The sequence below is a fragment of the Pedobacter aquae genome (assembly GCF_008195825.1).
Taxonomy (GTDB): domain Bacteria; phylum Bacteroidota; class Bacteroidia; order Sphingobacteriales; family Sphingobacteriaceae; genus Pseudopedobacter; species Pseudopedobacter aquae.
This window is the reverse complement of record NZ_CP043329.1, coordinates 638,463-657,761: the sequence shown is the minus strand read 5'-3', so window position 1 is coordinate 657,761 and position 19,299 is coordinate 638,463. Positions and strand designations below refer to the sequence as shown.

Below are 19,299 nucleotides of genomic sequence, written 5' to 3'. Positions count from 1 at the left end.
AAGATAAAATGTTCTAAAAAAAAGAGCCTGCTTTTGGCAGACTCTCCTTTATTTTAAAACGTTCCGGGTTCTTTATCAGGCCCAATATGTCCTTTATGCGCTCTTGATTTATTTGCTGGCGATACTGTAAAAGTATCTTTAGCATCTATAACAGGGTCTGGATTATTATCTTTTATACCCTCATGCCCTTCTCTTAACAACTCTTCTTTTAGCTTTAGCTCTTTTTCTTTAAGCTCGTTTAGCTTTTCTACTTTACTTTCCATAACATCATGTTTTAAATAAAAGATTTATGCATGATGTTTAAAACAAATAGCTTGCCAGTAGACTTACAGTTTATATACTTCTTTAACCTTTTCTACCACATAATCAATCTCTTCTTTGGTATTAAGTTTAGAAAAGGAGAACCTTACTGATGGTCGGTTAGCATCTGCACCAATAGCTGTAAGCACATGCGAGCCAATATCCGTTCCTGATGAACATGCACTACCACCCGATGCAGAAATACCATTGATATCTAAATTAAATAAGAGCATATCTGCCATATCCATCTCCGGAAAACAAACACTTAAAACGGTATATAAACTTTTATCAGCAGCTGTTTCTCCATTAAAATGGATATTTGGGATAGCTGCTTTTAACTGTTCCATCATATATGTTTTGAGCGATTGTATATGCTCTCGATGATCTTGCATATGCTCATGAGCGATAGAAAGCGCTTTAGACAAACCTGCTATGCCATAAACATTTTCTGTTCCGCCACGCATATTACGCTCTTGCGAACCACCATAAATCATAGGGTTTATTTTGATAGATGGATGAACATATAAAAAACCTACACCTTTGGGGCCGTGTAACTTATGGGCAGAACAGACAACAAAATGTGCCTTTAGCTTACTTACATCAAAAGGGTAATGCCCCATGGTTTGCACTGTATCACAATGAAAAATAGCGCCATATTGCTCGCAAAGTTCTCCTACGCTTTCAATATCGGTAATGGTGGCAATCTCATTATTAGCATGCATTAAAGACACTAAAGATCTATCAGCTTTGCTTAATAACTCCTCTAAATGGGTAAAATCTATATTTCCCTTGCTATCAATATCCACATAGCTAAGGGTTATTTTACCTGTTTTCTCGAGCATTTCTAAAGTATGCCCAACAGCATGATGCTCTATTTTTGAAGTGATGGCGTGAGTAATTCCTAAATCTTGGATAGCAGAACGTATAGCTGTATTATCTGCCTCTGTACCTCCGGAAGTAAAAAATATATTTGCCGGGGCTGTATGAAGCAAGTTGGCAACGTTTTTCCTTGCCTTCTCCACAATAGTTCTTACCTCCCTACCATGCGCATGTATAGAAGACGGGTTGCCATAACTTTGCTCCATCACTTCTACCATAGCCTTCATCACCTCCTTATCAAGCGGCGTAGTTGCAGCATTATCTAAATATACACAGGTCATTTTTTTATTGAGTGATTACTTATTTATTGATTGAGTGATTTTTGATTGAGTGAATATTTATTGAATGATTGAGTGATTTTTGATTGAATGAATATTTATTGAATGATAAATAATTTCTTATTATTTACTGATACTGTTTTTCTTGCTGAAGCAACTACTTTTAAGATTTCATTTGCTTCCTTTAAAAGTCGTTCTACGTGTAAAATTTTTAAAATTTGACTTTCAACCAAAACTTCTAACCAAAATGCACTTTCATCAGCCTCTTCTACTACAATTGATAATTTAGAATAAAATTCTGCTTTTGACCTTGCTCTACAAGCTGCTTTATAATTTGCACCAACTGAAGATGAAGACCTTAATAACTGCTTACCTATTATTTTAGCTTCTTCTGTTTTAGGAAGCAACCTGAAAAGTGCAATATTGTCTATTACGAATTGCTTGGTTCTAGACTTAAAAACATCTGCAAATTCAGATTTACTTATTCTTTCCATTTATTAATTCTAATCAGTTAATCACTATACAAAATCAGTTATTCTATTGTTAAAAAATGAATCAATATTACTTCAATATCTAATCTATCATTCTATCATTCAAAAATCAATCAATATTACTTCAATATCTAATCTATCATTCTATCATTCAAAAATCAATCAATATTACTTCAATATCTAATCTATCATTCTATCATTCAAAAATCAATCAATATTATTTCAATATCTCCTTAATATCTGCAATAATCTTATTAGCTAGGTTATCTGCAACAGTTTCAGAATCTCCTTCAGAATAAATCCTGATGATAGGCTCTGTATTAGACCTGCGTAGGTGTACCCATTGTTTATCAAATTCTATTTTTAAACCATCTATAGTAGAATAAGGCTGGTTTTTATATTTTTCTTCAACTTGCTTTAACAAGTTATCGATATCCATTTCTGGTGTAAGCGTGATTTTATTTTTTGAAATAAAGTAAGATGGATAGCTTTTCCTTAACAAAGAAATAGACTTACCATATTTAGCTAAATGCGTTAAAAACAAAGCAATTCCAACTAAAGCATCTCTTCCGTAATGTAATTCTGGATATATAATTCCACCATTTCCTTCACCACCAATTACAGCGTTTTCTGCTTTCATCAGGTTAACAACATTTACTTCACCTACCGCAGAAGCTTTGTAAATACCACCGGCAGCTTCCGTAACGTCTTTTAGCGCTCTGGTAGAAGACAAATTAGAAACCGTATTACCTGGATTATGTTTTAAGATATAATCAGCAACAGCTACCAAAGTATATTCCTCGCCAAACATAGAACCATCTTCACAAACAAAACAAAGTCTATCAACATCAGGGTCTACAACAATGCCTAAATCTGCTCTGTTTTGTACCACTACTTTAGAAATTTCGGTTAAGTTTTCTGGTAATGGCTCTGGATTATGAGGAAAATGCCCATCAGGTGTACAATAGAGTTCATAAACTGTTTCCACGCCTAAAGCTCTTAATAAAGCGGGTACATAAATACCTCCGCTAGAGTTTACAGCATCTACAGCTATTTTAAAATTAGCTTTTTTAATAGCTTCAACATCAACCAAAGGCAATGCTAAAATTTTATCGATATGTTTTTGAAGATAAGAATCATCAAATTTAACAGTACCTAAATCATTCACATCAGCAAAAGTTAAAGCATCGCTTTCTGCAATTTCTAAAACCTTTTTACCTTCATCATCATTGATAAATTCGCCTTTATGATTTAATAATTTTAAAGCGTTCCACTGTTTTGGGTTGTGGCTAGCAGTTAAGATAATACCTCCACCGGCTTGTTCATCGGGTACAGCAATTTCTACTGTAGGTGTGGTAGATAAACCTAAATCAACAACATCAATACCTAAACCTTGTAAAGTACCTACAACCAAGTTTCTCACCATTTCTCCCGAAATACGAGCGTCTCTTCCCACTACAATCTTCTTATTGCCACCTTGTTGTATTACCCAGCTACCAAAAGCGGCAGTAAATTTCACAACATCAAATGGGGTTAAAGCGTCTCCTGCTTTACCACCTATAGTACCTCTTATTCCTGAGATTGATTTTATTAAAGTCACGATCGTATATTTTGGGCAAAAATAAACATAAGCATTTGCAATTCTTAATATTGGGGATAAAAACAAATTGAAAGCTTAATTAGCTATATTTGCAACTCTTAAAATATTGTTATTTATGCCGAAAAAGTGGTTTCAGAATTGGTTTAACTCGCCTTTCTATCATATTCTTTACAAACAAAGAGACGATGAAGAGGCAGAACTTTTTATTGATAACCTTTGTACTTTGCTAAAGCCTGCCAAAGAATCAAGAATGCTAGACATTGCTTGTGGCAGAGGCCGACATGCCATTTACCTCAATAAAAAAGGATTTGACGTTAGCGGAATAGACCTTTCTATTGCCAATATAAAATACGCACACTCTTTTGAAAATAGCCGCTTGCACTTTTTAGTGCATGATATGCGCCACCTATTTTACATCAATTATTTTGATTTTGCCTTTAACCTGTTTACCAGCTTTGGGTATTTTGAGACAGAAAAAGAGCATATCAATGCGCTTAAAAGTTTCCGTAAATCGCTTAAAGCGGATGGCAAACTAGTTTTTGATTATATGAATAGTCAGAAAATCATCAATAAACTGGTTTTAAGAGAAATAAAAGATGTAGATGGTATAGAATTTCATATCAGCAGAATGGTTAAAGAGGGTAAGATTATCAAAACTATAGATTTTGAACATCATGCTAAACATTATTCTTTTAAAGAAGAAGTAAGAGATTTTAAACTAGCAGATTTTGAAAGGATGTTTAAACTAGCTGGCTTAGAAATATCTCATACCTTTGGCGATTATCAATTAAATGAGTTTGATATCAATCAATCTGATAGACTTATTTTTGTTTGTAAAAAAATATGATAGAACAGCTTATACAACTAGACCATCAGCTATTTTTCGCTATCAATAAGGGCTTAAGTAATCCAGTTTTTGATTTCCTGATGCCTATCTTGCGTAATAAATACACTTGGATTCCGCTTTATTTAGCTATTATATTTTTCGCTATCAAATGGTATAAAATAAAAGGTTTATATCTGGTTATTTTTTTAGCTATTAGCGTTTCTATAGCAGATTTTGGAAGTGCCAGTATCTTAAAACCTGCCTTTAAAAGAGTAAGGCCTTGCAATAATACAGCGCTTAAAGAACAGGTAATCAGTAGGGTTCCTTGTGGTTCTGGTTTAAGCTTCCCTTCCACTCATGCTACCGACCATTTCGCAATAGCTGTATTTCTTATCACCATATTTAGAAAACGCTGGAAAAACACTTTAATAACAGGTGTTATTTGGGCAGCTTCTATAGCTATTGCCCAAGTTTATGTTGGGGTACATTTCCCTGTAGATATTACTGTTGGTGCTTTATTAGGTTCTTTTATTGGCTTTGGTATAGCTAAATTATATCAAAAATATTTTGCTCTTTCTACGCAATCATGAATTATTTAATCCTCTTTATCCTTACAACCGGAGCAATCATAGGCGGTTTTTCTGTATTTTTTGTTAAAAAAGATCATCCGCAAAGGCTTAAACTTATTTTAGCTTTTAGTGGTGCTTATTTGTTTGCCATAACCGTTTTACACCTTTTACCTGATGTTTACCAAGGGAATAACCATGAAGTTGGCCTATTTATTTTAGGAGGTTTTATCTTACAAATACTATTAGAGCAATTTTCTGATGGTATTGAGCATGGCCATATCCATAAACACAGCCATCAGAAAAGCTTTCCTTGGGGAATTATGCTGAGTTTAAGTTTGCATGCTTTTTTAGAAGGAATGCCTATTGCAGCGGCTCATAATCAAGAATTGGTTTTAGGAATTGCAATTCACCATATACCGGCCGCTTTTGCACTAGGAAGTGTTTTATTAAGCAACCACATCAGCAAGAAAACAACCTCTATTTTATTGATTGTTTTCGCCTTAATGTCGCCTTTTGGCTATTTATTTAGCTTTTCTCTTAAAAATGGGGCTTTATTGGGCGAGTATTATTCTTCTATTATGGGTATTGTAATTGGTATATTTTTACACATCTCTACCACCATATTATTTGAATCTACGGTAGATCATCGTTTTACTTTAAAAAAGACTTTAGCCGTGTCTTTAGGATTGTTATTAGCTTTAGTAGGTTACCTTTTACACTAAATTAACCTCTAAATTTATCTAATAAATCGCTCAATTGTTTTGCTTCTTCCTCTGAAAGATTGTTTTTCAAAATATTGATAACATGTGCTTCCATAGGGATACTTTCTAGCAATTTCAGCCCTTTATCAGTAATGATGATATCAACCGCTCTCCTATCTTTTTTATTGATAGAGCGTTTAACCAGTTCTTTCTGAACCAAACGATCAACTATACGAGAGGCGTCAGACATTTTATCTAACATACGTTCTTTTAATAAGTTTATAGTGGCCGGATTAGGAAGTTGTCCCCTTAAAATTCTAAGAACATTATACTGTTGCGGAGTAATATTAGATTTATCTAATTCGCTTTTTAAATGATTGCTTAACCAACCATGTGTGTAAAGAATATTCACGATAGCTTTATTGTAAAAACTATCAAAACCTTTGCTAAATATCTCTTTTTCTAATTCCATAATTTAAGCAAGTTTACTTCTTTATATTTTTATCAGGCTTTTCTTTTTTATAAGACCAAGGGCAATGTTTACATCCGTTTTTACAGCAATAGCCACGCTTTAAATGGTAAGCTTCTGTAAATACAAAATTACCATCTTCGTTAATATAATAATCAATATTTTCTACCAACATTAAAGCAACTTAACTACTAAATCCTTTTTAAAATATTGTTTAAGTGCCATACCATCACCATGTAAAGTCCAAATTTCTTTAGGTTTAACCTCTTTTATGGTATACAAAATATCGTTCCAATCTACATGGTCAGAAATATATAAAGCAGCATCATTACCTTTTTGTAAATATTTCCATCCCGAGGCAAATACCCTAGCTACTCCTTTAGCTCTTGTATAACTATTAAAAGTTAATGGTGGCACTAAATATACTTGATGTAACTGATTTTGTTTTAAACTTTTTCTATTATATAATTGATATTTACCTAATTGGTACCCAAAAGTTTCATAAAGCTGATGTATTGGATAAATAGCATAATGAAGATGAACTTCTTTTTGTGGACAAAACTGGTTTATTAAACTTGTAATCCTTTGTGCTTTACCTAAACCGTACACTCCAAGAATAATATTTTGTTCTATTTTATTTAACTTTTTTATCTCATCCTCTACGTTTGGATGTTGTATTTCTGGATTTGCAAAGGTAGTTTCGGTAATCAGAACATCGGCTTTAACCAATTCGGCTGGCTCGCAGGTAGCGTCTTCTTGTAACTTATAATCACCAGTATATAAATAAGAGCAGCCTTGATATTCCATCTTTATCATGGCAGAACCTAAAATATGCCCAGCCGGATAAAAAGTTAGCTTCACATCCTTAATAAAAAACTCTTGATGATAATGGATAAGGATAAAATCTTTAGCGGCTTGTTTTTTATAACGAAGCTCCATTAACTTTCTGGTAAATGCGGTACAATAAACGCTGTGGTTGTTAGCCTTTGCATGGTCTCCGTGTGCATGAGAAATTACGGCATGCTGTACTGGTAATTGTGGATCTAAATAAAAATCAGCGTATCGGCAATATATTCCTTCTGGTTTAAGGACTAAAAAATCATCTATAATCATTTCTGTTGAGCTAAAAGCATCAATTGCTGATGTAATTTTAAGACCTGTGGTATGAGGTGTAATTCCTCATTATTGAGGATAAAAAAATCAGCAAGTTTTTCTTTTTCTTCTTCTGGAAGCTGCTTTTCTATACGTTCTAAAACTTTTTCTCTGCTGGTTTGGTCTCTTGCCATTACCCTTTGAATCCGTAACGCTACTGGCGAAGAAACTAAAATATTATAATCATTATCTAAATAAGATTTACTTTCAAAAAGTAAAGCTGCTTCTTTTAAAACGTAAGGCGCTTTTTGTTCCTCGCTCCAAAGTAAAAAGGCATTTTTAACAGCGGGATGAATAATAGCATTTAAAGCATCTAATTTTTGACTATCCTTGAAAACAATATCAGCTATATATTTCCTATTTAAGCTAGCATCTGGGAAATAAGCAGCCTCTCCAAATAAATTAACGACAGCTTTTTTTACGTCTAAATCACTTAACATCAATTCTTTCCCTGCTGTATCAGCATAAAAAACAGGAATGCCAAGAAGCTCAAAAAACTTACATACTGTGGTTTTGCCACTACCAATACCGCCTGTAATTCCTACTTTCATCATTATTTAAGAATCATAAAATCTACCTGCTGAGGAATTACCTGACTTATCTTAACATAAGCATTTTTATTTCTGATGACAACCGGAAGCTTGTTAGCACCAGATCTTCTCCATAAACTTAAATCAGCCGTTACAGTAAAGTCTTCTTCAGTAATATCGGCATAATAAGAAAGCGCAACCATCACCGTAAGGCTAACCTTTTCAGGGATGATTTTAACCTGCTGGTAATCTGGGTTATTGATAACCCTAACTGGAATAGTGATCACTTTTTCTGTAAATTCTTCTACAGGCAGCTGCATTTCTACCGATAGTGGAAATAAGCTGATATTAGGTTCTGAAGGCTCTTGTAAATATACCTTTGAGGATAAAGAAGCGTCTACATTTTTCTTCCTGAAAGTATCTGTTTCCCAATAACTAATGCGCTGCAATTGCTCTTGAGGACCAGTTATGGTAACATAAGCAGGCTTTAATTTGGTATCTTTTGATTGCCCAAATTGCTTTTTATAATTAACATCAGCAATAAACTTCACAGGTACACGCTTAACTTTCCGAGTTGTAAAATCAAAGAAAAGAGTATCTGGCTGTACGCTGATGATTTTTTGTAAAGATGAAAACTGTTTATTGATGGTTGGCAATTGCTCGGTAAAAGTTACAAAATGCTGCTTTTCTAAGGAAGCTAAATCTACTTTTATCTCTTTAGAACCTACTCCTATTCTATTAAATAAAAGCTGCCAGCCTGTACCTTGTACGTTTAGCATAACCGTATCAGACTGTAAAGGGTAAAAAGCTTTGTATTGAGGTAAATTTTTAAATGTTACCAACGTTTTAAGCTGATAATCATATTTAAGAGATAGGGAGTAAAACATCCAGGCGGTAACAGCTAAAAGCAAACAAGTAAAAAAGATACTTATTTTTTTACGCTCTGCTGCAGATAACCGGATGATTGACATAGATTAAAAATTAAGGCTATTTGTTTATTTACAACAAAAATGCCGTTTCGAATATATCAAAACGGCATCTTTAATTTACTTTTTTAATTAGCTATTTAAGCTTTTAGAAGATTCTAAAGAAACTGCCGCTTTTTCAAATCTGATTTTACCACCACCTTCTGTTTCTACAACTATAGTGGTTTCATTTAAATCAACAATTCTACCGTGTATACCGGCAGTGGTAATTACTTTATCTCCTTTTTTTAATTCAGCAACAAACTTTTTATGGTCTTTAGCTTTTTTCATTTGTGGTCTAATCATGAAAAAATAGAAAACCACAACGATTAATAGCATTGGAAGGAATTGCATTACTCCGCTGCCTGCTTGTAATAAAACAAAATTTAACATATCTATCATTTAATTTATTGAGTTACTTCTCCTATTAAGTGTATTTGTGTGGTGTTTGGAACGGTATTAGCCAAAATAGTTACCACTTTATCTTGTAAGCCAACTTTACCTGCGCTATCAAAAACTACGGTAATTTTTGCAGTACCGCCAACTGCAATTGGTTCTTTTGGCCATTCTGGAACTGTACAACCACAAGTTGCTGTTGCATTTAAGATAATCAAAGGTGCTTCTCCTGTATTTTCAAAAACAAAGTCGTGAGATACCTTCTCGCCATCTTTTATCTTACCAAAATCATAAGTTCCTTCTTTAAAAGTAATAGCTGCCGCACCTTTAGTAGATGCGCTGGTAGTATCAGCACTGTTAGTATCACTTTTTGTTGAACCATTATTGCTACATCCTGTAAAAAGAAAAATAGCAACACCTAGTACTAAAAAACATTTTTTCATATCGCTTCTTAATTTAAACCTCTTCCGTATTTTCTTATTTTGTTTTGTGAGCTTAATTCCTCAAATATTTTGTCTAAAATACCATTTATGAATGAATTACTCTTAGGTGTACTAAATTCTTTTGCTATTTCAAGATATTCATTAATGGTAACCTTAACCGGGATACTAGAAAAGTAAATCATTTCTGCGATAGCCATTTTCATGATGATGACATCCATCATGGCAATTCTATCTGCTTCCCAATTCTTTGTTTTACCTGCAATAAGCTCTTGAAAAGACGCTTCGTTAGCCACAGTTTTATGAAATAAATCTATGATAAACTCTTTATCTTCTGCCCAATTAGAGCTTATTTGCGCTAATTTATGGTCTCCCTCTAAAGAAGAGAAATTCTTTAAGGTTTTAGCAATCATGGCCTGTAAAACATCTTGGTCTACCTGCCAATTGATATGTTTTTCTTCTAAAGCAGATTGTGCTAAAGAAGATTTTAAGATGATTTTCTTGAAAATAAATTTGATGATATCTTTATCAGTATGTAAATCTTGGCCTTCAGCTTTGATGTATTCCTGATATTCTGTAGAAGCCTTTAAAGATGCAAATAAAGAACGGGCAAGTTCTGGATCAAAATCCCAAGAAGTTCTATACTTTTTTATAGCCTGCTGATAATCTTCACAGTCTAGCAAAAGTTTTATAAATAAATTATTTAATATTTTAAGATTCGGATTTAAATCCTCTTCTGAAGGCAAATGCTTGTTAGACCTTTCTATGGCATCAATATCTGCATATTGTACAACATCATTAATTAAAGCTAATAAGCTGATATACATTTCATATACTTTATCTACACTTGCTAGCAGATTTTTCTCTTGCAGCCTGTAATCTGTAGACTCGGTTTGTTGAAATGCATACAACGTTTGCATTACTTTTACTCTTAAATGCCTTCTATTTAACATATTTTAAAGAACGATTTGGTTTTAAAAAACCTAATTTTTGTTTGGGTATAATTAATTTGATGATTTTATTTTTCTAATATCTGCAATTCTCTTCTCTGCTATTTTATTAGCAGCTAAGTAAGTTGGAATTTCTTCTTCTTTTGATTTTTTTAACACTTCTCTGGTTGCCTCATAAATGTTTTCTGCAAGTTGCATGGTTCTTTTTCTAGAGTAACCTTCTAATTCAGAGTAGCAGTTAATTAAACCTCCAGCATTAATTAAGTAATCTGGTGCATATAAAATGCCTTTTTCTAAAAGTAGTTGTCCATCAGCTTTTTCATCTGCCAATTGGTTATTGGCAGAACCTGCTATAATAGCACATTTCATTTTAGCTATGGTTTCTGAATTTACGGTAGAACCTAAAGCACAAGGAGCATAAATATCGAAATCTATATCAAATAAACGACTGTTGTTTACTGCTTCTGCACCGTATTGACGAGCTACTTTTATCAATCGCTCTTCATTTATATCACTTACATAAACTTTAGCATTTTCTGCCCTTAAAAGACTTACCAAGTTTTCGCCTACATGCCCCGTTCCTTGTACGGCAACGGTTCTTCCTGCTAAAGAATCTGTCCCAAACATTTCTTTAACACAGGCTTTTATTCCCATGAAAACACCTTTTGCTGTAACAGGAGATAAATCTCCGTTTCCACCCATTACTTCAGGTATACCGGTTACATATTTAGTTTCCATACGGATGTACTCCATATCTTTAGGACTGGTTCCTACATCTTGTGTGGTAATAAAAGCACCGTTTAAGTTTTGGATGAAACGTCCAAATCTGCGCATCATCACTTCGTTTTTGTCTTTTCTGCTATCGCCAATAATTACCGCTTTACCACCTCCTAAGTTTAAACCGGTAATGGCTGCTTTATAAGTCATGGCTTGCGATAAACGCAAAACGTCATTTAAAGCTTCAGCCTCTGTAGCGTAATCCCACATTCTGGTACCTCCAAGGGCAGGCCCCAAAACAGTATTATGTATAGCGATAATAGCTTTTAAACCAGTTTCTTCATCGTTACAAAATACAACTTGCTGGTGATTTAATAAGCCTAATTGGCTAAATACGGAACTTTCTTCTAAACGTACAGACGACATAAAATCAATATAATTGAACCCGAAGATCTTTGACAAAAGTAGCTGTTTTTTTTGAATTTCATATACAGTAACAGCCAAGAGCGTAACAATTTTAATGGATAGCCATTTTTATATCTTGTTTCAATAGCGTCCTAAACGAATAAAAAAGGAGAAAGGAAAGTTTTAACTCATCGTTACCTTTGAGGTTGCACAAAAACAAACCCTTTCTCAATGGTAAATGTAACACTATTCTCCCAAATCATATCAAAACTTGAGCGTTCAAAGTTCAACAAACTGGTATCTACATCTCAGAGCGACAAACATAATAAAGGTTATACAAGCTGGACACATCTAGTATCGATGTTGTTCTGCCAGTTTGCCAAAAGCCAATCGGTACGTGATATTAGTAACGGTCTTCGTTCAGCTACTGGCAACCTCAATCATTTAGGTATTCAAAAAGCTCCATCTAAATCTAGTGTAAGCTATCAGAACAAGCACAGGGACTATAACATCTTCAAGTCCTATTATTTCATACTGTTAGAAAGTTTGGGACAGCAGGCAGGCTTTAAACAAATAAAGTTCAGGATTAAGTCCAAAATCTTCCTGTTAGACTCCACTACTATCAGTCTGTGTCTTTCTCTATTTGATTGGGCCAGGTACAAAACAGCTAAAGGAGCGGTTAAACTGCATACTCTGCTTGATTATGATGGCAATCTACCAGCATATGTCAATATTACCAACGGCAAAACTGCGGATAACAAAGGAGCTTATGATGTGCCTTTACACAAAGGAAGTGTTATTGTTGCAGACCGATTCTATAATGACTTTGCCCTGCTGAATGTTTGGGACAGCAACGGCGTATTTTTTGTGATCAGACATAAAGAAAACCTCCAATATACTACAGTTAAGGAAAATATATTGCCGGAGAACAGGCATAAGAATATCCTGATTGACGAGATTATTGAGCTTAAAACCGCAAAATCAAAGGACAGCTATCCCAAAAACTTAAGAAGAGTGGCTGTTTGGGATGATAAAAATGAACAAACTATAGAAATTATTACCAATCAAATGTATTGGACAGCAAACACCATCAGTGAGCTTTATAAAAGCAGATGGCAGATTGAAATCTTTTTTAGAGAGATCAAACAGAACCTGCATATCAAATCATTTATCGGAACCACAGAAAATGCCGTGATGATACAGATATGGACAGCGCTAATTACCATCCTCATCCTTAAAGCACTTAAAGCAATGGCTAAATATGGATGGCAGCTCTCCAACCTTATCGCATTTATCAGACTTAACATATTTGTGAAAATAAATCTACAGAATTGGCTCGATAGGCCTTTTGAAGAACCCGATGAGCTAAAAGATAAACAAGTTATTCAAGGGGTTCTTTTCTGAAATCTATTTTTATCTCATAAATTTTAAGCTATTGCGTTACTTTTGATGTTTTCATAAACGTTTAGGACAGTATTGATCTTGTTTTAAAAACTAAATGTGATAAACAAAATAATGCTGTAACTTTGATGAAATCCATGAAAGAATTAGCTTATCTCAATAAATTTTTCTTTAAGTACCGCTGGAAACTTATACCAGGTATCCTATTCGTTATCATCTCTAACTTTTTTGCTGTTGTACCTGCTCAAATTATTCGCTTGGCATTAGACTTGGTGAATGAAAATATAGCTTTATACAGGTTATTCTCTGGCTTCAACAGGCAAGAAATTATTTACGATTTATTTGGCACCAGCCTGTTATTTTTTGGTTTGCTCGTGTTGTTAATGGCTTTAACTCGTGGTATTTTCCTCTTTTTCATGAGGCAAACTATTATCCTTACCTCTAGGCATATAGAGTACGATTTAAAAAACGACATCTATAACCAATATCAGAAGTTGGATATGGCTTTCTTCAGAAAAAACAACACCGGAGATTTAATGAACCGTGTTACTGAAGATGTGAGTAGGGTAAGAATGTATGTTGGTCCGGCTATCATGTATGCCATTAATACCATTGTACTGTTTGCACTTATTATTATAACTATGGTAGGTGTTAACCTAAAACTAGCCCTATATTGTTTAGCTCCTCTACCTATATTAGCCATTGCTATTTATTACGTAAACAGCATCATCAACTTAAAAAGCGAGAAAATACAGGAACGCTTAAGCGATTTATCTTCTTACGTACAAGAATCTTTTGCAGGCATTAGGGTAATTAAATCTTATGGCAGAGAAGAACAAATAAGAGCAGGTTTTGCAAAAGAAAGCGAAGGTTATAAATCAGAATCATTATCCCTAGTTAAAGTACAAGCTTTATTTTATCCTTTTATGTTATTGATGATTGGCTTAAGTACCATCATAACCGTTTATATGGGAGGTATTGAGGTTATGCAAGGAAAAATTACAGCTGGTAATATTGCTGAATTTATCATTTATGTAAACCAGTTAACCTTTCCGGTGATGTCTTTAGGATGGGTAACTTCTTTAATCCAGAGGGCTGCAGCATCACAAAAAAGAATCAATAATTTTTTAAGCATAAAACCAGACATTGCTACGCATCCGCAAGCCATAACCAAGACCATTAGCGGAGATATACAATTCCAGAATGTTAATTTCACCTATCCGGATACGGGTATTGAAGCCTTAAAAAATGTAAGCTTTGATGTAAAATCTGGAGAAATACTAGCTGTTATTGGTAAAACAGGCTCTGGAAAATCTACACTGGCTAATCTTTTATTAAGGATGTATGATATTGATAAAGGAGAAATTTTAATTGATGGCGCTCCTATTCATCAATTAAATTTAGAAAACTACCGCAGTCAGATTGGTTTTGTACCGCAAGAGGTTTTCTTATTTTCTGATACGATTGCCCGCAATATTGCTTTCAGTTTAGATAAGATGGATATGCCTAAAGTAGAACAAGCAGCTAAAGATGCTGCTGTTTACCATAACATTATGGAGTTTGACCAGCAATTTGAAACTTTTATTGGAGAAAGAGGCATTACCTTATCGGGCGGACAAAAACAACGTGTTTCTATCGCCAGAGCCATCATCAACGCTCCACAAATACTCATTTTTGATGATAGCTTATCTGCTGTTGATACCAAAACAGAAGAAACCATTTTAAATAATTTAGGGAAAATTATGCGTCATAAAACCAGTGTCATCATTGCGCATAGGGTATCTACCATAAAAAATGCTGATAAAATTATCGTTTTAGAGCAAGGGGAAATTGCTGAAATTGGAAATCATGAAAGTTTATTGGCTAAAAGAGGCTTGTATTATGATTTATATGAGAAGCAATTGCTAGAAGAAGAGCAGATTAGTTGATTTTTAATGAATTTGCTTTAACAATTATTTGGAACTTTAGTTTTTTCTTTCTTTATTTAACCAATCAAAACTAAAAACTTGACAACAGCAATGGGAGATTACGAAAACAAAGAGAGAGAAGAGGTTTTTTCTAAAAAAGTAAGAGCAGGAAAAAGAACTTATTTTTTTGATGTAAAATCAACAAGATCAAATGATTATTACATTACTGTAACCGAAAGCAAAAAAAGACTAGAAGACGGTGTATTTGTAAAACATAAGATTTTCCTTTACAAAGAAGATTTTGAGAAATTTGCTGAAGGTCTTGCAGAAACGGTAGATTATATAAAATCACACCAAGAAGTTGTAGAAAAAAGATACGAATATAACCCTGATGGGGCACCACAAAAGGTAGATGACGATTTCTCTTTCGAGATTTAATTATTGCCTTTAAACGATATAAAGCCATAAATAGCCTTCATGGCTTTTTTATTGTCATATTTTTAGAGAAAATTTAAAACAATAGTAATTCTAAATTATTATATATACATTTGATATAATTAATAACAATTACAATGAACAATGGAACAGTAAAGTTCTTTAACTCAACCAAAGGATTTGGTTTTATTAAAGAAGATGGAACGAGCAAAGAATACTTTGTACACGTTTCAGGTCTGGTTGACGAAATCAGAGAAAATGACGAAGTTACTTTCGACCTACAGGACGGAAAAAAAGGATTAAATGCAGTGAATGTTAAACTTGCTTAATTGCAGGTCTCTTAATATAGATCACATTTAAAGTCATCAAAGCCCTTGTTTCATAGAAACAAGGGCTTTTTTGTTTAATCAACTCCCCCATTATCCCTACAGAGTTAAATAAATAATATATAGCTTTTAATTTTAACCAATTATTAATTTTATTAAAAATTAGTTTTACATTTTTATTTTTATTATATTTGCCTCAATTAAAAATTATAACATGAATAATGGAACAGTAAAGTTCTTTAATTCTACCAAAGGTTTTGGTTTTATTAAAGAAGACGGAACAAACAATGAGTATTTTGTACACGTTTCGGGTCTGGTAGATGATATCAGAGAAAATGACGAAGTAACTTTCGACCTTCAAAATGGTAAAAAAGGATTAAATGCTGCTAATGTAAGACTTGCTTAATTGCAGCTTTTTATATAATTAAACATTTAAAGTCATTACAAAAGCCATCGCAATTATTGTGATGGCTTTTTTTATGTCTTCTAAAGCTCCTCCCTCAGCTTAAGTAATTTTTCTGTTTCTTAGAGATGTCCACCTACCTTATTCGTTACATTTGGTTAAAACGAATGTATCATGCAGAAATTTATACTCCTAATCTTCAGCTTATTGCTTTATCAAATTGGCTTTGCACAGCAAAGTTCAAAAAAACCGCTAGACCATACTGTCTATGACGAATGGCAAAGTGTAGCAAGCCCAAAAATAAGTAATAATGGAAAGTATGTGCTTTACCAAGTAAAACCGCAACAGGGAGATGCTAAATTATACATCAAAACGGTAAATAATAAGCTATTGCAAAGTGTAAGTCGTGGTGACTCTGCCTTATTCACTTCTGATTCTAAATACGCCATTTTCACTATAAAACCTTGGTATAAAGATACCAGAGAGGCAAAAATCAAGAAGAAAAAACCAGAAGAAATGCCAAAAGATTCTATTGGTATTCTTGCTTTAGAAACAGGTAAACTTCAAAAATATCCGGATGCGAAATCATTTAAACTGGCAGAAAAAGGTGCTTTCTTAGCATTTTTAGCAACTAAAACTCCCCTAAAAGACACCTTAAAAAAACCAGCTGCAGATACAGTTAAGAAAATAAGCGACCAACTTTTAGAAAGTAAAAAAGCAGGTGCTGTTCTTAAAATTGTTCAATTCAAAAATGGTAGTATCAAAGAAATTGAACATGTTACGGATTATGAGATAAGTAAAGAAGGTACACAAATAGCTTATGTAATAGCTGCTCCTAAGAACAATAAACAAGTAAAATCCGGATTGTATATGTATGATGTTTTGGCTGGAACATCAAAATTGATTAGCTCTGGAAAAGGAACTTATAAAAGTCTAGTTTTTGATGAGCAAGCTAAACAATTTGCTTTTGTTGCAGAAAAATACCCTGAAAAAGCTTTATCAAAACCTTTTAGTTTGTACTATTATGATTTTGTAAATGATACGGCACAGGTTCTTATCGCTAATAATGATAAGCAATTGAAAGAAAACTGGTCGCCAAGTGGCTTTTCTAGATTACGTTTTGATAAAAATGGAGCTAAACTTTATTTTGGTACTGCACCAAATCCTATCCCACAAGATACCACACAGGTTGATTTTGAAACGGCTAAATTAGACATATGGCATTACCAAGATGATTATTTGCAGCCTATGCAGCTTAAAAATCTGCGAAGAGATTTACAACAAAATTTTTTAGCGGTTATTTATCCTCAGCAAAAAGATAAAAAATTTATTCAGCTAGAAGATGAATACCTTTCTGATTCTTATGTAGCGCAGCTTAACCATGCAGCATATATATTAGCTGTAACAGATACAGGTAAAAGAGTATCTATGCAGTGGAAAGGTAATACGTTAAAACACGCTTATTTAATATCTACCATAACCGAAGAGCGCATTCCTATTAATTCTAAGGCAGCTAAAGGAAGGTTTCAACTATCGCCAGCAGGCAAATACGTTATATGGTATGATTATGAGCGAAAAAATTGGTTCTCATTTGCTACAGCTACCCGCAAAACGGTAAATCTCACTGGTAGAATAGCAGTTTCATTTAGTGATGAAGAAAATGATTCGCCAGATGACCCGCAACCATATGGTATAGCCGCTTGGACAGAAAATGATGAAGCTGTTTTAATTTACGACCGTTATGATATTTGGAAAATCAATCCTATAACTGCAGAAAGCCAAAATTTCACCAATATAGGTCGCTTAAACAAAACAACTATCAGATACAACATCCCAGTTGATAAACAATACTTTATTGGTGCTAAAGAAGATTTATGGTTAATGGCCCAAAATACCATCAGCAAACAATGGGCATACTATAAAAAGAACATTGCTAGTTTAAAAAATCCTACTCAGTTGCCATTCGTACCTATGGGATATTCTGAAGCTATCAAAGCTAAAGATGCTGAGGTTTATATCTATACCAAATCTAACGTTGCTAAACCAGCAGATTTATATAGCAGCACCGATTTTAGAAAAGAAGTGCAACTGAGTAATATCAATCCTCAACAAAAAGAATATAATTGGTTTAGCTCTGAATTGGTGAGTTGGAAAACACCAAAAGGCTATACCTCAACAGGTATTTTATACAAACCAGAAAACTTTGATCCAACAAAAAAATATCCAATGGTGGTTTATTTTTATGAAAAATTGTCTGATGGCTTATACCGTTACCAAGCCCCGGCACCTACTCCATCTCGTTTAGATATTGCCATGTTTGCCAGTAATGGTTATTTGGTTTTCGCACCAGACATCAGTTATACCATTGGTGAACCAGGCCCATCTGCTGTGGAATTTATCAACTCTGGGGTAGAACATTTAAAAAAGAACAGTTGGGTAAATGGCTCTAAAATAGGTATACAAGGGCAAAGTTGGGGAGGTTATCAAGTAGCTTACCTTATCACACATAACAATATGTATGCTGCGGCTTGGTCTGGTGCACCTGTTGTAAATATGACATCGGCTTATGGAGGCATACGTTGGGAATCTGGTATGAGCAGACAATTTCAGTATGAGCATACCCAAAGCAGGATTGGTAGTACTTTATGGGAGAAGCCAGAATTATACATCAAAAACTCACCACTGTTTCAATTACCAAAAGTAGAAACTCCGGTAGTTATTATGGCTAATGATGCTGATGGTGCAGTGCCTTGGTATCAAGGTATTGAAATGTTTACTGCCTTAAGAAGATTGGGCAAACCAGTGTGGATGCTACAATACAATGGCGAAGCACATAATCTTATTAAAAGAGAAAATCGTAAAGACATCTCCATAAGAGAATTACAATTTTTTGATCATTATTTAAAAGACGCCCCAGCCCCAGTTTGGATGGTAAAAGGTGTACCTGCCGTACAAAAAGGCAGAAATTTTGGCTTAGAACTGGTTAAATAACTGAAACAATTTTAAAAAAGCAGAGACTGTGTTACTATCTCCCGATAGTCTGGTACTCTGCTTTTTTTTATGATAAAACTCATCTTAAACATCATTTAAAGTGCTATAAAGATGTTTTAAGCTTAGAAATTAATCCTCCAAAAAAAATTAATTTCTAATCTTTTTTAT

General features: G+C 33.8%; 22 protein-coding genes. 9 read left to right on the top strand and 13 right to left on the bottom strand.

All coding sequences use genetic code 11. The annotated features are described in order from the left end of the window. Positions 1–53: 53 nt before the first annotated feature. The 4 genes from FYC62_RS03015 to glmM all read right to left on the bottom strand — a co-directional run bounded on the left by FYC62_RS03015 (position 54) and on the right by glmM (position 3,548). On the bottom strand, positions 54–263 hold the full coding sequence (locus tag FYC62_RS03015) for a hypothetical protein (RefSeq protein WP_149073864.1): 210 nt from the start codon (positions 261–263) through the stop codon (positions 54–56). Positions 264–326: 63 nt separating this feature from the next. Further along, the gene (locus FYC62_RS03010; protein ID WP_149073863.1) at positions 327–1,460 is read right to left on the bottom strand and encodes a cysteine desulfurase family protein; all 1,134 of its coding nucleotides are present in this window, start codon (positions 1,458–1,460) and stop codon (positions 327–329) included. A gap of 95 nt (positions 1,461–1,555) precedes the next feature. Beyond that, a complete protein-coding gene (locus FYC62_RS03005; protein ID WP_149073862.1) occupies positions 1,556–1,951 on the bottom strand; it encodes a four helix bundle protein in 396 nt (131 codons plus the stop codon). Between the two features lie 214 nt (positions 1,952–2,165). After that, complete coding sequence (glmM, locus tag FYC62_RS03000; RefSeq protein ID WP_149073861.1) at positions 2,166–3,548, bottom strand: phosphoglucosamine mutase; 1,383 nt, start codon at positions 3,546–3,548, stop codon at positions 2,166–2,168. A 115-nt stretch (positions 3,549–3,663) separates the two neighbouring features. On the opposite strand from glmM, the gene FYC62_RS02995 reads away from it, so the two are divergent. Genes FYC62_RS02995 through FYC62_RS02985 form a run of 3 tightly spaced genes read left to right on the top strand, consistent with a single transcriptional unit; the run spans position 3,664 to position 5,665 of the window. Continuing rightward, positions 3,664–4,395, top strand: a complete 732-nt coding sequence (locus tag FYC62_RS02995) for an SAM-dependent methyltransferase (RefSeq protein WP_149073860.1) — start codon at positions 3,664–3,666, stop codon at positions 4,393–4,395. Next, entirely contained in the window at positions 4,392–4,964 is a 573-nt protein-coding gene (locus FYC62_RS02990) for a phosphatase PAP2 family protein (RefSeq protein WP_149073859.1), read from the top strand. The genes FYC62_RS02995 and FYC62_RS02990 overlap by 4 nt, the downstream gene beginning before the upstream one ends. Next, the gene (locus FYC62_RS02985) at positions 4,961–5,665 is read left to right on the top strand and encodes a ZIP family metal transporter (protein WP_039451737.1); all 705 of its coding nucleotides are present in this window, start codon (positions 4,961–4,963) and stop codon (positions 5,663–5,665) included. Before FYC62_RS02990 ends, FYC62_RS02985 begins: the two co-directional genes overlap by 4 nt. A 1-nt stretch (position 5,666) precedes the next feature. Here FYC62_RS02985 and FYC62_RS02980 read toward each other — a convergent pair whose 3' ends face one another. The 9 genes from FYC62_RS02980 to FYC62_RS02945 form a co-directional block, all read right to left on the bottom strand. Next, a complete protein-coding gene (locus tag FYC62_RS02980; RefSeq protein WP_149073858.1) occupies positions 5,667–6,116 on the bottom strand; it encodes a MarR family winged helix-turn-helix transcriptional regulator in 450 nt (149 codons plus the stop codon). Positions 6,117–6,129: 13 nt separating this feature from the next. Further along, positions 6,130–6,288 carry a DUF5522 domain-containing protein gene (locus tag FYC62_RS17010; RefSeq protein ID WP_168199362.1) on the bottom strand — a complete coding sequence of 53 codons (159 nt, stop codon included), beginning with the start codon at positions 6,286–6,288 and terminating at the stop codon, positions 6,130–6,132. Next, positions 6,288–7,226, bottom strand: coding sequence for an MBL fold metallo-hydrolase (locus FYC62_RS02975; RefSeq protein WP_149073857.1), 939 nt, complete (start codon positions 7,224–7,226; stop codon positions 6,288–6,290). Before FYC62_RS02975 ends, FYC62_RS17010 begins: the two co-directional genes overlap by 1 nt. Further along, complete coding sequence (coaE, locus tag FYC62_RS02970) at positions 7,223–7,819, bottom strand: dephospho-CoA kinase (protein WP_205943764.1); 597 nt, start codon at positions 7,817–7,819, stop codon at positions 7,223–7,225. The genes FYC62_RS02975 and coaE overlap by 4 nt, the downstream gene beginning before the upstream one ends. Then, entirely contained in the window at positions 7,819–8,766 is a 948-nt protein-coding gene (locus tag FYC62_RS02965) for a YbbR-like domain-containing protein (RefSeq protein ID WP_149073855.1), read from the bottom strand. Before FYC62_RS02965 ends, coaE begins: the two co-directional genes overlap by 1 nt. An 87-nt stretch (positions 8,767–8,853) precedes the next feature. Then, positions 8,854–9,153, bottom strand: a complete 300-nt coding sequence (yajC, locus tag FYC62_RS02960; RefSeq protein ID WP_039451858.1) for a preprotein translocase subunit YajC — start codon at positions 9,151–9,153, stop codon at positions 8,854–8,856. Between the two features lie 14 nt (positions 9,154–9,167). Next, positions 9,168–9,599 (bottom strand): DUF1573 domain-containing protein, encoded by a 432-nt coding sequence (locus tag FYC62_RS02955; protein WP_039451751.1) that lies wholly within the window; start codon positions 9,597–9,599, stop codon positions 9,168–9,170. Positions 9,600–9,607: 8 nt separating this feature from the next. Then, positions 9,608–10,549 carry a transcription antitermination factor NusB gene (gene nusB, locus FYC62_RS02950; RefSeq protein WP_149073854.1) on the bottom strand — a complete coding sequence of 314 codons (942 nt, stop codon included), beginning with the start codon at positions 10,547–10,549 and terminating at the stop codon, positions 9,608–9,610. Between the two features lie 51 nt (positions 10,550–10,600). Further along, the gene (locus FYC62_RS02945; RefSeq protein ID WP_039451755.1) at positions 10,601–11,689 is read right to left on the bottom strand and encodes a Glu/Leu/Phe/Val family dehydrogenase; all 1,089 of its coding nucleotides are present in this window, start codon (positions 11,687–11,689) and stop codon (positions 10,601–10,603) included. Positions 11,690–11,899: 210 nt separating this feature from the next. Between FYC62_RS02945 and FYC62_RS02940 the strand changes: the two genes are divergently transcribed. From FYC62_RS02940 to FYC62_RS02915, 6 genes are all read left to right on the top strand, one after another. Further along, on the top strand, positions 11,900–13,072 hold the full coding sequence (locus FYC62_RS02940) for an IS4 family transposase (protein ID WP_149073853.1): 1,173 nt from the start codon (positions 11,900–11,902) through the stop codon (positions 13,070–13,072). Positions 13,073–13,206: 134 nt separating this feature from the next. Next, entirely contained in the window at positions 13,207–14,997 is a 1,791-nt protein-coding gene (locus tag FYC62_RS02935) for an ABC transporter ATP-binding protein (RefSeq protein ID WP_149073852.1), read from the top strand. 90 nt (positions 14,998–15,087) lie between these two features. Further along, on the top strand, positions 15,088–15,414 hold the full coding sequence (locus tag FYC62_RS02930; protein WP_039451759.1) for a DUF3276 family protein: 327 nt from the start codon (positions 15,088–15,090) through the stop codon (positions 15,412–15,414). 134 nt (positions 15,415–15,548) lie between these two features. After that, positions 15,549–15,740, top strand: coding sequence for a cold-shock protein (locus tag FYC62_RS02925; RefSeq protein ID WP_039451762.1), 192 nt, complete (start codon positions 15,549–15,551; stop codon positions 15,738–15,740). A 211-nt stretch (positions 15,741–15,951) separates the two neighbouring features. Further along, entirely contained in the window at positions 15,952–16,143 is a 192-nt protein-coding gene (locus FYC62_RS02920; RefSeq protein WP_026904784.1) for a cold-shock protein, read from the top strand. A 171-nt stretch (positions 16,144–16,314) separates the two neighbouring features. Then, entirely contained in the window at positions 16,315–19,131 is a 2,817-nt protein-coding gene (locus tag FYC62_RS02915) for an alpha/beta hydrolase family protein (RefSeq protein WP_149073851.1), read from the top strand. The last annotated feature ends 168 nt before the right edge of the window (positions 19,132–19,299 follow it).